The organism is Janthinobacterium foliorum (assembly GCF_978021625.1).
On sequence record NZ_CDXDQE010000012.1, the window covers coordinates 142,226 to 156,708 of the forward strand.

13 protein-coding genes are annotated in these 14,483 nt (G+C 65.2%); 12 read left to right on the top strand and 1 reads right to left on the bottom strand.

Annotated features, from left to right (window positions below; all coding sequences use genetic code 11):
• The first annotated feature begins 5 nt into the window (after positions 1 to 5).
• From ACZ92H_RS22345 to ACZ92H_RS22390, 10 genes are read left to right on the top strand one after another with little or no spacing between them, the layout of a single operon-like run.
• Entirely contained in the window at positions 6 to 1,361 is a 1,356-nt protein-coding gene (locus tag ACZ92H_RS22345) for a DUF8689 domain-containing protein (RefSeq protein ID WP_131377712.1), read from the top strand.
• A 16-nt stretch (positions 1,362 to 1,377) separates the two neighbouring features.
• On the top strand, positions 1,378 to 2,217 hold the full coding sequence (gene cpaB / locus ACZ92H_RS22350) for a Flp pilus assembly protein CpaB (RefSeq protein ID WP_131377710.1): 840 nt from the start codon (positions 1,378 to 1,380) through the stop codon (positions 2,215 to 2,217).
• A 24-nt stretch (positions 2,218 to 2,241) separates the two neighbouring features.
• Complete coding sequence (locus ACZ92H_RS22355; RefSeq protein WP_131377707.1) at positions 2,242 to 3,789, top strand: type II and III secretion system protein family protein; 1,548 nt, start codon at positions 2,242 to 2,244, stop codon at positions 3,787 to 3,789.
• 10 nt (positions 3,790 to 3,799) lie between these two features.
• Positions 3,800 to 4,078 carry a pilus assembly protein gene (locus ACZ92H_RS22360; RefSeq protein WP_465051061.1) on the top strand — a complete coding sequence of 93 codons (279 nt, stop codon included), beginning with the start codon at positions 3,800 to 3,802 and terminating at the stop codon, positions 4,076 to 4,078.
• Positions 4,079 to 4,115: 37 nt separating this feature from the next.
• On the top strand, positions 4,116 to 5,276 hold the full coding sequence (locus ACZ92H_RS22365) for a CpaE/TadZ family protein (RefSeq protein WP_465051062.1): 1,161 nt from the start codon (positions 4,116 to 4,118) through the stop codon (positions 5,274 to 5,276).
• A 22-nt stretch (positions 5,277 to 5,298) separates the two neighbouring features.
• Positions 5,299 to 6,669 (top strand): TadA family conjugal transfer-associated ATPase, encoded by a 1,371-nt coding sequence (locus ACZ92H_RS22370; RefSeq protein WP_465051063.1) that lies wholly within the window; start codon positions 5,299 to 5,301, stop codon positions 6,667 to 6,669.
• Positions 6,670 to 6,675: 6 nt separating this feature from the next.
• On the top strand, positions 6,676 to 7,650 hold the full coding sequence (locus tag ACZ92H_RS22375) for a type II secretion system F family protein (RefSeq protein WP_465051064.1): 975 nt from the start codon (positions 6,676 to 6,678) through the stop codon (positions 7,648 to 7,650).
• 41 nt (positions 7,651 to 7,691) lie between these two features.
• Complete coding sequence (locus ACZ92H_RS22380) at positions 7,692 to 8,624, top strand: type II secretion system F family protein (RefSeq protein WP_465051065.1); 933 nt, start codon at positions 7,692 to 7,694, stop codon at positions 8,622 to 8,624.
• On the top strand, positions 8,621 to 9,445 hold the full coding sequence (locus tag ACZ92H_RS22385; RefSeq protein ID WP_465051066.1) for a LytR C-terminal domain-containing protein: 825 nt from the start codon (positions 8,621 to 8,623) through the stop codon (positions 9,443 to 9,445). Before ACZ92H_RS22380 ends, ACZ92H_RS22385 begins: the two co-directional genes overlap by 4 nt.
• A gap of 55 nt (positions 9,446 to 9,500) precedes the next feature.
• Positions 9,501 to 11,744: an Ig-like domain-containing protein gene (locus ACZ92H_RS22390; RefSeq protein ID WP_465051067.1), complete on the top strand. Its 2,244-nt coding sequence runs from the start codon at positions 9,501 to 9,503 to the stop codon at positions 11,742 to 11,744.
• Positions 11,745 to 11,821: 77 nt separating this feature from the next.
• Here ACZ92H_RS22390 and ACZ92H_RS22395 read toward each other — a convergent pair whose 3' ends face one another.
• The gene (locus tag ACZ92H_RS22395; protein WP_131377954.1) at positions 11,822 to 12,604 is read right to left on the bottom strand and encodes an inositol monophosphatase family protein; all 783 of its coding nucleotides are present in this window, start codon (positions 12,602 to 12,604) and stop codon (positions 11,822 to 11,824) included.
• Between the two features lie 195 nt (positions 12,605 to 12,799).
• Here ACZ92H_RS22395 and ACZ92H_RS22400 point away from each other — a divergent pair, with 195 nt between their 5' ends.
• Together ACZ92H_RS22400 and ACZ92H_RS22405 are read left to right on the top strand one after the other, a co-directional pair.
• The gene (locus ACZ92H_RS22400) at positions 12,800 to 13,573 is read left to right on the top strand and encodes an RNA methyltransferase (protein WP_131377688.1); all 774 of its coding nucleotides are present in this window, start codon (positions 12,800 to 12,802) and stop codon (positions 13,571 to 13,573) included.
• Positions 13,570 to 14,472: a LysR substrate-binding domain-containing protein gene (locus ACZ92H_RS22405; protein WP_465051068.1), complete on the top strand. Its 903-nt coding sequence runs from the start codon at positions 13,570 to 13,572 to the stop codon at positions 14,470 to 14,472. The genes ACZ92H_RS22400 and ACZ92H_RS22405 overlap by 4 nt, the downstream gene beginning before the upstream one ends.
• The last annotated feature ends 11 nt before the right edge of the window (positions 14,473 to 14,483 follow it).

The window sequence follows — 14,483 nt, forward strand, 5'->3', positions numbered from 1 at the left end:
TGCCCATGCACGCTGACCTGCATCCCGCACCGGCTTCGCTGCGCGCCCCGCGCACTGTGGAAGAGACGGGCCTGCCTTTTCTGTTCCTCGTCGAGCTGCTCGTCAAGGTGCTGTTCCAGCGGGGGCAGCTGCACCTGCCGGAACTGGCCGCCTACGTCAAGCTGGGCCTGGGCGTGATCGATCCCGTGATCGGCTTCATGCGGCAGGAAAAAATGTGCGAAGTCATGCGCCGCGGCGCCAGCGGCACCGATGCCGACATCCATTACCAGCTGACGGACAGCGGCCGCCAGCGCGCGCTCGAATGCCTGGCGCGCAATGCCTATGCGGGACCGTGCCCGGTGCCGCTGGCCGCCTACAACGCGCAGGTGTCAAGCCAGAGCGTGGCCAACATGCATGTCACGCGCGCGCGGGTGGCAGCCAGCTTCGACGGCGTGGTGGTCAACCAGGGCGTGCTCGACCAGCTGGGCGCGGCCATGAACTCGGGCCGCGCCATTTTCATCTACGGCGCCGCCGGCAGCGGCAAGACTTACCTGGCCGAGCGCCTGCAGGACTTGCTGCAGGGCGCTATCGCCCTGCCGTACGCCATCATGGTCGATGGCGAAGTCGTGCCTTTCTATGATCCGGTGCTGCACCTGCCGGCGGCGCAGCAGCAGGACGCGCCGGCCGGCATCGAGAAAGTCGTGCAGCTCGACGCGCGCTGGGTGCGCGGCGTGCGCCGCCCCGCGGTGCTCACCGGCGGCGAGCTGACCCTGGAAATGCTGGACCTGCGCTTCGACAGTGTGACGCGGCTGTACCGCGCGCCGCCGCACCTCAAGGCCAACAATGGCATTTTCATCATCGACGACCTGGGACGCCAGCGCTGTTCGCCGCTGGAACTGATGAACCGGTGGATCGTGCCGATGGACCGTGCCATCGATTACCTGTCATTGCACAACGGGCACACCTTCCAGGTGCCGTTCGATGTGGTGGTGGTGTTTTCCTCGAATTTCCTGCCCGAGCGCCTGTCGGACGCGGCCTTTTTGCGGCGCCTGGGCTACAAGATCGAGGTGCCTGCGCTCAGCGCCGAGCATTACGAAACCGTGTTTCGCCAGACCTGCGCCGCCTGTGGCGTGGCATTCGATGCGGCCGCCTTCGCCTTCCTGCTGCAGCGCCATGCGCGCGGCAAGACGCCGTTGCTGGCCTGCTATCCGCGCGACCTGATACGCCAGGTGCGCGACCTGGCCCGCTATGAAGGCACGGCGGTGCAGCTCGACGAGGCCGTGCTGGACTGGGCCTGGAACAACTATTTTGCCGGCGCTGGCGACACTCACGGCGCCCAGGACAAGGCCGTGCAAGAGCGGCGCGAACAGAAACCAAGCTGAAGTCAGAGGAAAAACCATGCGAAATACCCGTGCTTTACTCATGTTGTTGCTGGCCCTGGTGCTGGCCGGCGCCGCCGTGCTGGCGGCCGCCGTGTGGATGGGCGGTCAAAGCACGCCGTCGGGCCAGAAGATCGTCGTGGCCCTGGTCGATATCGGCGTCGGCACCAAGGTGACGCCCGTGATGTTGCGCAGCATGGACTGGCCCGCAGGGGCGCAGCCGCCCGGCGCCTTCACCGATGACAAGGTGCTCGACGGCCGCATCACGCGCACGGCCATCAGCATGGGCGAACCTGTGCTGGAAAGCAAACTGGCGCCGCCGGGCGCGACCGGTGGCCTGTCGTCCATCGTCGCCGATGGCAAGCGCGCCATGACCGTGCGCGTCAATGACGTGGTGGGCGTGGCCGGTTTTGCCTTGCCCGGCAACTTCGTCGACATCCTCGTCAATACCCAGGATGACCGCGCCAAGGCCAGCGGTGGCGCCGAACTGGCCATTTCCAAGATCGTGCTTGAGCGCATCCTGGTGCTGGCCGTGGCGCAGGAATCGAACCGCGATGACAACAAGCCGAAAGTGGTCAATGCCGTGACCCTGGAGTTGACGCCGGACCAGGTGGAAAAGCTGGACCTGGCGCGCAGCGTGGGCGCCTTGTCGCTGGTGCTGCGCAATCAGGTCGATCCGGCGCCCGTCAATACGGGCGGCGCCACCAAGGAGTCTCTGCTGGGACTGAAACCGCTGGTGCCGGTGGCCGCGCCGCGCGCCGCCGCGCCAGTGCGCCCGGCGCCGCCGCGCGCTCCCGCGCCGCCGGCCGACAGCGTCAAAGTGATCACGGGCATGGACACGCGCGTCCAGCAATTTTAAAAATACCAGAACCAGGGATAGTTGATGACCTCATTTCGTACCCGTATTGTCAGGCCACACGTGACCCTGACCTTGGCCATGGCCTTGAGCGGCCTGGCGGCGAGCTTGCCGGCCAGCGCCGCGCCCGCCGCGCGCAAGCCGGACACCGGCGGCAAGGTGGCCGAGGCGGCGGCACCCCTGGCGCTGGGCGCCGATATCGCCAGGCTGGGGCCGCCGATCCGTTTGTCCGTTGGCAAGTCGACCCTGCGCAGCCTGACGCGCGCCGTCTCGCAGATCGCCGTCAATGATCCGAAGGTGGCGGGCGCCAGGCTGCTGGGCAGTTCCAGCGAGCTGTATATCTGGGGCCTGGCACCGGGCAGCACCAACCTGATCCTGTGGGACAAGGATCATCGGCCCGTGATTGTCGATATCGAAGTCGACGTCGATGCGGATGGCTTGCAGGCGCAGCTGACGCACGTGTTTCCGCGCGAAACCGATCTCAAGGCCAGCTCGGCGGGTGGCGCGATCGTGCTGACGGGCATGGTATCGGACGCCGTCAAGGCCAGCCAGATCGTGGCCATGGCCACGGCGTTCGCGCAGCGCGGCGCCGCGGATGCCGCCGCGCCTGCCGCGGCCGCAGGGGCGGCCGTCCTTGCCGCGCCAGCGGCCAGCCCGGCCGGTGCTGGCGGGGCCGGTGCGGGGGTCAGCGTGATCAATATGCTGACCGTCGCCGCGCCGCAGCAGGTGATGCTGGAAGTCAAAATCGCCGAAGTGTCGAAAACCCTCGTCGACCAGCTGGGCGCCAGCATCGGCGCGCGCGCCAGCAGCGGCAACTGGACCTACAGTTTCCTGTCAAATTTACTGAGCGGTAATCCCAGCATGATCGATGGCTTCAACGGCAAGAACGGCAACTTCCTCACGCTCGACGCGCAAAAGCGCGACGGCCTCGTGAAAGTGCTGGCCGAGCCGAACATCATGGCCATCAGCGGGCAGGAAGCCAGTTTCCTGGCTGGCGGCAAGATCTACATTCCCGTCTCGCAAGACAGCACCACCAACAAGATCACGCTGGAAGAAAAGGAATTCGGTATCGCCGTCAAGTTCACGCCCACCGTGCTCGACGGCGGGCGCATCAACCTGAAGGTGGCGCCGGAAGTGTCGGAACTCAACAAGGACGGCATCGGCATCACCACGGGCGGCACGGCCGGCAGCGCCATCCTGCCCGCGTTTACCACGCGGCGCGCCACCACCACCGTGCAGTTGTTCGATGGCCAGAGCTTTGCCATCGGCGGCTTGATCAAGAACAATGTGACCACCAACATCAAGGCGCTGCCGATGCTGGGCGAGATCCCCGTGCTGGGCGCCTTGTTCCGCAGCAGCGATTTCCAGACTGACCGCACCGAGCTGGTGTTCATCATTACGCCGCACCTGGTCAAGCCGCTGGCTGGCGACTACGCGCTGCCGACGGATGCCTACGTGGCGCCCAGCCGCGCGGAATTCTTCCTGCAAGGGAAGATGGAAGGCACGCCCAAGGCGCCGCCAGCGGCTGACAAGCAACCGGGCGCCCCAGCGGCGACCGGCTTTGACATTCAATAGGAGCGTGACCATGCAGCGTCCTCCATTATTTTCCCTGCCGTGCGTGCTGCTGGCCGCGTGCGCCCTTGGCGGCTGCAGCACCACGCCGCAGCTGGACCGCGAATTTGGCCGCAGCGTCGGTTTGCTGCGGGCCCAGCAAGTAATCCATCCCCAGGCGGGACTGAACCGCGACCCCGTGGCCGGCCTCGACGGCAAGTCGGCGGTGGCGGGCTACAACGCCTATCAAAAGACGTTCAGTGCGCCGGTACCGCAATCGAGCACCTTGACGATCGGCGTCGGACGCCAATGAACATGTCATCGTTACCACAGAACAAGCAAGGCACATTGTGAAAATCGTCATCATATCGAGGGATGAAAGAGCGCTGGCCGAACTGGGCCGGCTGGTGGGCAACCGTAACCAGGCCGACGAGGTCGAGGCCAGCGCCGGGCCGCTGGAGCAGCTGTATTCGGCGCAGGAGTTGCCCGACGTGCTGATTTTCGACCGGCCTGGCAACGAGGGCGCCGACCTGGCGGCCATCGAGCGCCTGAGCAACCAGTATCCGCGCCTGGCCGTCATCCTGTTGTGTCCGCAGCATACGCCCGATTTCCTGCTGCAAGCCATGCGCGCCGGCGTGCGCGAAGTGCTGCCGTCGCCTGCCGCCGCCAGCAGCATCCATCCGGCCCTCGAACGCATCGAGGGAAAACTCGAGCGGCGCGACAATGGCAATGGCAAGGTGCTGGCCTTCATTTCGTGCAAGGGCGGCAGCGGCGCCACTTTCATCGCCACCAACCTCGGCTATGCCCTGGCGGCAGGCGGACACAAGCGCGTTGCCCTGCTGGACCTGAACCTGCACTTCGGCGACGCCTCGCTGTTTGTCTCCGAAAGCAAGCCGCTGGCCACCCTGTCCGACGTGACGCGCGACATCCACCGCCTCGATCCGTCCTTCCTGGCCTCGAGCATGCTCAATGTCTTGCCCAATTTCAGCGTGCTGGCCGCACCCGAAGATCCGGCCCACGCCAGCGAAGTACTGCCCGAGCATATCGACGCCATCATCAAGCTGGCGCGCCGCCAGTACGACTTCGTCGTGCTGGACGTGGGCCGCAACCTCGACGCCGTCAGCGTGCGCGCGCTCGATCATGCCGACCTGATTTTTCCCATCCTGCAAACCACCTTGCCCTACATCCGCGATGGAAAGCGCCTGCTGGGGATGTTCCGCTCGCTGGAATACGACAAGGACAAGGTGCGCCTGATCGTCAACCGGCATGACAAGGGCGGCGAAATCCGCCTGCAGGACCTGGAGGCGGCATATGGCACGACCATCGACCGCACGGTGCCGAATCACTATATGTCGGCGGCCGCCTCGGTCAACCAGGGCGTGCCGATCTTGCAGCTGGATAAGAACAGCCCCATCACGCGCTCGCTGCAGGAGTTCGCGGCCAGCTTGACGGGTGTCAACGTCGAACCCGTGCGGCAAGGCTGGCTGAACCGTGTGCTGAAACGCGCCTAACTCCCCGAACAGGAAACCATCCATGGCCACCACCTCCGCCCCCAGCCTGTCGATCCGCGAGCGTCTCGGCAGCGGCAAGATCGCCACCCTGACGCCGCAGCGCGCGCCGTCCATCGACAACCGCAGCTACCGCGAGTTGAAGCAACGCATCCACACGCTGCTGCTGGAAAGGGTCGACCTGGAAAGCATGCAGCGCCTGACGCAGGAACAGATCCGCGACGAGCTGCGCAGCCTGGTCGAGCGCTTGCTGGACGAGGAAGCGGTGGTCATCAACGATGCCGAGCGCAGGAACCTGACGCGCGACATCCGCAACGAAATGCTGGGTTTTGGCCCGCTGGAAACCCTGCTGTCCGATCCTACCGTATCGGATATCCTCGTCAATGGCCACCAGCAGGTCTACGTGGAGCGGCGCGGCAAGCTGGAGCTGACCGATGTCGTCTTCAATGACGATGCCCATCTGATGAAGATCATCGACAAGATCGTCTCGCGCGTGGGCCGGCGCATCGATGAATCGAGCCCGATGGTCGATGCGCGCCTGCCCGACGGATCGCGCGTGAATGCCATTATTCCGCCGCTGGCCATCGACGGTCCCGTGATGTCGATCCGGCGCTTCTCCGTCGATCCGCTGCGCCTGGCCGATCTGGTGGCCTACGCCAGCATGACGGCCGAGATGGCAGAAGTGCTGCAGGGCCTGGGCAAGGCAAAGATGAATATCCTCATTTCCGGCGGCACGGGCAGCGGCAAGACCACCATGCTCAACGTGATATCCGGCTTTATCGGCAATACGGAACGCATCGTCACGGTGGAAGACGCTGCCGAGCTGCAATTGCAGCAGCCACACGTGGTGCGCCTGGAAACGCGGCCGCCGAATATCGAAGGCAAGGGCGAGGTGTCGCAGCGCGCGCTGGTGCGCAATGCCCTGCGCATGCGGCCCGACCGCATCATCCTGGGCGAAGTGCGCGGCGCGGAGGCGCTCGACATGCTGGGCGCCATGAACACGGGCCATGAAGGCTCGATGGCGACGATCCACGCCAACACGCCGCGCGACGCCATCACGCGGCTGGAAAACATGATCAGCATGGCGGCCGCCAACCTGCCGAGCAAGGCCATCCGCCAGCAGATCAGTTCCGCCGTCTCGGTGGTGGTGCAAGTGTCGCGCCTGATCGACGGCAAGCGCAAGGTCACGTCGATCCAGGAAATCACGGGCATGGAAGGCGACGTCATCACGATGCAGGAAATCTTCAGCTTTAAGCAGACGGGAGTGGGCGAAAGCGGCGCGGTGGTGGGCTATTTCTCCGCCAGCGGCATCCGTCCCCGTTTCCTCGAGCGGCTGAAGAGCTTTGGCATCGGTATTTCCAGTACGGTGTTCGAGCCGTCCGGCCCCGGGCGTTGAGGCGGCATGGGCTATTTATCTTACCTGGTGTACCTGCTGGTCTTCCTGACGGTCATGCTGCTGGTCGGCGCCGTCTATGTCAACTGGCAATCGCGCGGCGCCGGTGCCGACCGGGTGGCGCGTCGCTTGCGGGCCATGAATACGGCCAGCGACGACGCGCAGAAAATCGTCTCGATCACCAAGGAGCGGCCGCTCAGCGCGCATGCTGGCGTGCAGGGCCTGCTGGAGGCATTGCCCGGCATGCAGTGGCTGGACCGCTTGCTATTGCAATCGGGTAAACACTGGAACGTCGGCAAGCTGCTCGGCTATTGCCTGCTGGGCTGGCTGGCGGGGCTGCTGCTGGGAAGTCTCAGTCCTTTTCCGTGGTATCTGCGCCTGCTGCTGAGTTTGTTCTGCGCGGCCTTGCCATTTTTGCTTGTGAACCGCGCCAAGGCCAGCCGTCTGGTGCGCATCGAGCAGCAGTTGCCCGATGCGCTGGACATGATGAGCCGTGCCATGCGGGCCGGCCATGCCTTTCCCACGGCCCTGAAAATGGTCGGCGATGAGATGACGGGACCCCTGGCGGACGAATTCCGCACCGTGTTTGACGAAGTCAATTTCGGCGTGTCGATGTCCGATGCCTTGTCGGGCCTGGCGGCGCGCGTGCCCAGCACGGATTTGCGCTATTTCGTCATCGCCGTGCTGATCCAGCGCGAGACGGGCGGCAACCTGACGGAACTGCTGGGCAGTATCAGCGCCATCATCCGCGACCGCCTCAAGCTGCTGGGCCAGGTGCGCGTGCTGTCGGCAGAGGGGCGCATGTCCGCGTGGGTGCTCGGCTCGCTGCCCTTTGCCGCCGCCGTGATGATGCAGGTGACGAACCCGGAGTTCCTCGCCGTGCTGTACATGGATAGCGGTGGCCGCAAGATGGTTGCCGGCTCGTTTGGGATGTTGATTATCGGAATATTTGTGATTCGCAAGATTATCCGGATTCGCGTGTGAGGCCATGAGATGAAGCAATTGACTAGACAAACGGGGGCGCGATGAGCGGCATGCAGATCGGCCTGTTGGTGGTGCTGTTCCTGATCGTGTTCGGCATCGTCCTGGTGCTGGCACGGCTGTTCGCGGGCAACGCGGTGCAAGTGCGCCTCGATACCCTGGACGTCAAGAAAAGAGAGAGCGGCAAGGCCCGCCGCATGAGCCAGCGCTGGATGGCGCACCTGATCAGCCTGACCCGTCCGCTGGCCAAGCTGTCCTTGCCCGAAGATGGCTGGGAAGAGTCGCCCGTGCGCATTCGCTTCATCAATGCGGGCTGGCGCAAGAGTTCCGCGCCGGCGCTGTTTTACGCGGCCAAGACGGGGCTGACCGTGCTGTTTCCCTTGCTGGCATATCTGTTGTTGCGCCATGGCGAGCATAATCTGTTCCTGTGGCTGGTGCTGGGCGCAGCACTCGGCTATTACCTGCCTGACCTATGGCTCAAGCATTGCCTGAAGGAGCGGCAGCGCGAAATTTTCGAGACCTTTCCCGATGCGCTCGATTTGATGACCGTCTGCGTCGAAGCGGGCCTGGCGATGGATGCCGCGCTGGCCCGCGTGGCGCAGGAAATCGGCATGAAAAGCGAGATCCTGGCCGAGGAATTGCAACTGGTGACGCTGGAGCTGCGCGCCGGCAGCGCCAAGGACAAGGCCTTGCGCAACCTGGCACTGCGCACCGGCGTGGAAGATGTCGATGCGCTGGTGACCTTGCTGATACAGGCGGAGCGCTTCGGTACCAGCATCGCCGCCTCCCTGCGCGTGCAATCGGACCAGCTGCGCACCAAGCGGCGCCAGCGCGCCGAGGAAACGGCGGCGAAGATCGCGCTCAAGCTGCTGTTCCCCCTGATCTTTTTCATTTTCCCCTCCTTGCTGGTGGTGCTGATGGGGCCTGCCTTGCTGCAGATCCGCCGCTCCCTGCTGCCGGCGATGGGCGCGCAATGACGGCGCCATCGTGCTGGCTGCGCCTGCCTGGCCTGTGCTTGCTGCTGTGGTTGCTGCAAGGGTGCGCGGCCACCCACGTGCCGCCGCAGTGGCAGGTGGAGGGCGTGCAGCGCATCCGCAATTCCGCTGGCCAGAATGCGGCAACCTACCTTGAACTGGGGAAGTTTTATCAGGAACGGGGCCAGCTGGACCTGGCGGCGGATGCCTATGCCGCCTCGATCGCCATCGACCCGCAGCAACTGGCGGCGCGCAATGCGCAGGCCGTACTCGATGCGCGCCGTGGCCGGTTGGAGCAAGCCGCCACGGCGCTGCGCGCCCTGGTGCGCGACTATCCCGAGGCAGCCCAGCCCATGAATAATCTCGGTTATGTGTATTACCTGCAAGGCGAGCTGGCGCAAGCGTCGAGCGTGCTCGAGCAGGCAGTGACGCGCGCTGGCGGCAGGGCATTGGCGCGCAATAACTTGCAGCTCGTGCAGCAGGCGCAAGCAGCGCGGCTGGCGCCGGCAGGGCAGTCCGCTGCCGCGGCACCCGCCGCACCGCCGGCCAGGGTCGACATCATCAATGGCAACGGCGTGCGCGGCATGGCGGCGGCGCTGCGCTTGCGCGTGCAGGCGCAGGGCATGGTGGTGGGCCGGCTGGGAAATTTCCCCGGTTTTCGCCAGGTGCGCAGCCAGATCCTGTATGCGCCCGGAAACGCGCGACAGGCCAGCGCCTTGCGGCAAAGCCTGGCGCAGCATGGCCCGGCCATGCAACTGGTGGCAGTGGACAGCCTGGGACGCGGCGCCGGCATCCGCCTGGTCCTGGGCCGTGACCAGGCCTGAGCAAGACAGAACAAAACTACACAATTATCAGCAACAAAATAACAGGGAGAAGTGCATGTCAGGATTTACGAGTAGCGGTACGCCGGCGCGCTGGGCGCTGTATCTGGCTGCCGGCACGGCAGTGACCTTGCTGGCCGGCTGTGGCGGAGGAGGTTCCGGCAGCAGCGATTGCAGCAACCTCGATCCGAGCCGCAATCCGAACCTGCCCGGCTGCGTGGTGCCACCCGTCACGCCCGAGGTACCGGTCAAGCCTGTCGTTCCCGCCGCGCCCGCCACCGTGGTGCTGAGCCTGAAGGACGCCGCCGGCAAGGCGACGACGTCCGTGAGTCCCGGCAACAATGCCACCGTGCAAGCTGTCGTGAAGGATGGCAGCGGCGCCGCGTTGCCAGGCGTCTTGCTGACCTTGAACAGCAGCGACAAGAGCGCCGTCTTCACGCCGGGGGCGGCCAGTGCCCTGACGGACGCCAACGGCGTGGCCACCATCGTCCTCGCGGCCGGCAGCCAGAGCGGCGCTTTTGCGCTGACGGCCAGCGCCACCGTCAATGGCAGCGTGCTGACCTCGGGTATCAACTACAGCGTGGTCTTCCCGACCCTGACGCTGGGCGGCGTTGGCGCCGTGCCGGCAACCCTGTCGGCGGGCGGCACGGCCGGCCTGAGCGTGACGGTGATGAGTGGCGGTGCGGTGTATGCGCCGGTGCAGTCGGTGGTCTTCAGCTCGCCCTGCGCCAGCGCCGGCAAGGCGGCCATCAGCAGCCCCGTGAATACGGTCAATGGCGTGGCCAGCACCTCGTACATCGACAAGGGCTGCGGCGCGCCCGACGTGATCACGGCCAGCACCGTGTTCAATGCCACCACACTGAGCCAGACCGGCACCCTGACGGTGCAGACGGCCAGCGCCGGCCAGATCGGCTTCGTTTCCGCGCTGCCGCAAAATATCGCCCTGAAGGGCACGGGCGGGGCGGGGCGGCAAGAATCGTCCGTCGTGACCTTCAAGGTCCTGGACCGGAACGGCAATCCTGTCAGCGGCCACGTGGTCAATTTTGCGCTGAACACCACGGCCGGTGGCCTGAGCCTGAATCCGGCGCAAGCGACCAGCGGCGCCGATGGCAGCGTCAGCACCACGGTAGCGTCCGGTACGGTGAATACGCCGATCCGCATCACGGCCAGCCTGCAGGGTACCAGCCTGTCGACGGTGTCGGACCAGCTGGTGGTGTCCACCGGCGTTGCCGAGCAGGACAGCTTTACCTTGAGCACGTCGATGTTCAATACGGAAGGCCGGGACTTTGCCGGCTGTAGCGTACCAACGGGCGCTACCATCACGGCGCGCCTGGGCGACCATTTCCATAATCCCGTGCCCGATGGCACGGCCGTCAGCTTTACGGCGGAAGGCGGCACCATCGACGCATCGTGCCTGACGGGCCTGGTGAACACGACCTTGACGGATGGCACGGTGATCACGCAAAAAGGCGTGCCGGGTTCCTGCTCCGTGCGCTTTTGCCCTGGCAATCCCCGTCCGGCTGACGGCCGCGTGACCATCCTCGCGTATGCGCTGGGCGAGGAAAGTTTTGTCGATGCGAATGGCAACAACCTGTTCGAGAATGGCGAAAGCTATGTCGACCTGGGCGAGCCGTTCCGCAACGACCGCGCCATCGTGAGCGGCAATGCCAACTTCAAGGATGACGCCTACAGCAAGGACAATGCGGTGCGCGCCAGCGGCGAGCCGTATATCGATTCGAATGGCAGCGGCGACTGGGATGCGACCGGCGACAAGGGATACAACGGCGTGCTGCGCGCGGCCTCCAGCGTCAACACCACGGCCGCCAACACCGTGCATATACGCCAGGCACTGGTGCAGGTGATGTCCGGCAGCACGGCGCGCATCACGCCCCTGGGCGCCGCATCGATCGACCTGGACAAGTGCGTCGACGGCACCGTGTTCGAGAACACGGTCCATACTTTCCCGCTCGCCATCCGGGATAATAATGACACCGTGTTTGTCGTTAACAGCAAGGACGTGACCAAGCGGGCGATCGACCTGCCCGGCAATCCGCTGCCGGCCGGCACCACGATCAGTTTCTCGACAAGCAACGGCAGTATCGTCAGCGACAGCAGTTTTGTCGTGCCGAGCATGGACAGCGCCAGTTCGGCCAGCTGGATCTATCCCCTGCAGATGATCAGCGATGTCACGCAGATCGGCACCGCGTGCCAGCCCAACAACGTGCGCAACGGCCTGCTGACGGTGCGCGTGCAAACGCCGAATGGCGTGGTGACGACGGCGCAATACGCCGTCAGCGACTGAGCACGGGGAGCCCGGGCAAAAAAAAGCTGCCGGAGTTTCCTCCGGCAGCTTTTTTTACGTCAGCCCGCGTCTGGCAATCAGGCGAATGGCGTCAGCAGGGGGATCATCTGGCCAAAGATCTTCGGGCTGGCGGCGATGACGTCGCCCTTGTACAGGTAGTCCGATTCACCGGAAAACTCACCGACGATGCCGCCCGATTCCGTGATCATCAGCGCGCCTGCGGCGATGTCCCAAGGCTTCAGGCCTTTTTCGTAAAAGCCGTCCAGGCGGCCGCAGGCCACGTAGGCCAGGTCCAGCGCGGCCGAGCCGGCGCGGCGCACGCCCTGGCAGCGTTCGCCCATGATGGCGTACATCTTCAGGTATTCGTCCAGCGCGCGGGCGCTGCCGGCCACGTAGCCGGTGCCCAGCAGGGCGTTCGAGATGCGGTCGAGCTTGGTGACGCGGATGCGTTTTTCGTTCAGGTAGGCGCCGGCGCCCTTGGTGGCCGTGAACAGGTCGTTGCGTACCGGGTCGTAGATGACGGCTTGCGTGACGACGCCGCGGTGCGCGAGGGCGATCGAGACGCAGTATTGCGGGAAACCGTGGATAAAGTTGGTGGTGCCGTCCAGCGGATCGATGATCCACTGATATTCATTCTCGTCGTGCGTGTTGGCGGAAGCGCCCGATTCCTCGCCCAGGATCGCGTGATCCGGGTAGGCTTTGGACAGCACCTCGATGATGGCTTGTTCGGCCGCCTGGTCGACGTCGGTGACGAAATCGTTATGTTGTTTTTCCGTGACGACGACGCGGTCGAGGTCAAAAGAGGCGCGATTGATGACGGCGGCGCCGCGGCGGGCGGCTTTGATCGCCGTGTTGAGCATTGGGTGCATGTGAGCTTCCGTTAAAAGCACGCGACCGCCCATGGCCGCCTTGCGGCGCCGGTACGATAGAGTGCAAGAATGAATTAAAGAGCGGAGCGGTGCCGAAGTGGTTAAAATCCCGGCCTGGCGTCAGCGTTTTGTGACCCCGTTTCCCGAAATTTCCTGTATCGATACCGCGCAATAGCGCTATTTTAAATGAATCTGCCCGAAATCAACACGTCTCTTTTCAACCGCCTGCGATTTATTCTTGTCGAAACTAGTCGCTCTGGCAACATTGGCGCCGTCGCCCGCGCCATGAAAACGATGGGTTTTTCCGATCTGGTGCTGGTCAACCCGCGCTTTCCCGATGCCTTGACGGATCCGGAAGCCGTGGCTTTCGCCAGCGGCGCGCAGGATATCCTGTCCGGCGCGCGCATCGTCGGCTCCATCGCCGAGGCGCTCGAAGGCTGCAACTACGCGGCGGCCGTGTCGGCCAGATTGCGCGAATTCTCGCCGCCCGTCACTACCCCGCGCGCCATCGCCGGCCAGCTGGCCGCCGGCACGGAGCTGCACGCCGCCGTCATCTTCGGCAACGAGCGTTTCGGCTTGCCCAACGAGATCGTCGAGCAGTGCAACGTGCTGATCAACATTCCCGCCAATCCCGCGTATTCCTCGCTGAACCTGTCGCAGGCGGCGCAAGTCGTCGCGTATGAATGCCGCGTGGCGGCCCTCGATGCGGCGGGCGCGGCGCCGGCGGCCAGCGCCGTCGGTTTCCATGGCGACGCGGCCAGCCTGGCGCAGGTCGACGGCATGTACGCGCACCTGGAGCAGGCCCTGGTGGCCATCGATTTCCTCGACGCCGACAACCCGAAAAAACTCATGCCGCGCCTGAAACGGCTGTTTTCGCGCACGGGGCTGGAGACGGAAGAAGTCAATATCCTGCGCGGCATCGCCCGGCACATCCTGGCGGCGGCGAAAAAAGCGCCATGATCGAAACCCGGCTGCTGCGCCAGTTCATCGCCGTCGCCGAGGAACTCAATTTCCGCCGCGCCGCCGAACGGCTGCACATGGCGCAGCCGCCCCTGTCGCAGGCCATCCTGCGGCTGGAAGAAGCGCTGGGCCACCCCGTGTTCGAACGCAGCAATCGCAAGGTCAGCTTGACGCCGGCCGGCACGGCCTTCCTCGCCACGGCGCGCCAGCTGCTGGCCAGCCTGGACGAGGGCGTGTCGGCCGCGCGCCGCGTGGCGCAGGGCATCGAGGGACATTTGCGCCTGAGTTTCATCCATATCACGCCGTACGCCCACGTGCTGGCCGCCTTGCGCGCCTTTCGCGCTGCCTCGCCCGCCGTGCAGTTCACCCTGCGCGAAGCATCGACGCAGCAGCAGGTCGAGTGGCTGGAGCGGGGCGAGACGGACATCGCCCTGCTGCGCGCGCCGGGACGCAGCACGCCCGGCTTGCGCTTCGAGCGCCTGTCCGGCGAAGACATCGTGCTTGCGCTGCCTTCGGACCACCGCTGCGCGGGACAGGCGCGGGTGGCGCTGGCGGACCTGGCCCATGACGATTTCGTCGCCTCGCCGCGCGAGCTGGGCCAGGGTTTCCATGATCAATTGGCCAGCCTGTGCCTGCACGCGGGTTTCGTGCCGAACGTGGCGCAGCAGGCGCGCCGCCTGCAAACGGTGCTGGGACTGGTGGCGGCCGGTTTCGGCGTGGCCCTGTTGCCGGCCAGCCTGGCCGCATCCATGCCGGCGGGCGTCGTCATGCTGCCGCTCGACAGCGATGCGCCCGGGCCGCTGCGCCAGCTCGACCTGTACATGGCGTGGGACGCGCGGCGCGAGTCTCCCGTGCGCGAGCGCCTGCTGGCGCAGTTGCGGCTGTTATCTGCCCATTGAGACTTTGAGGG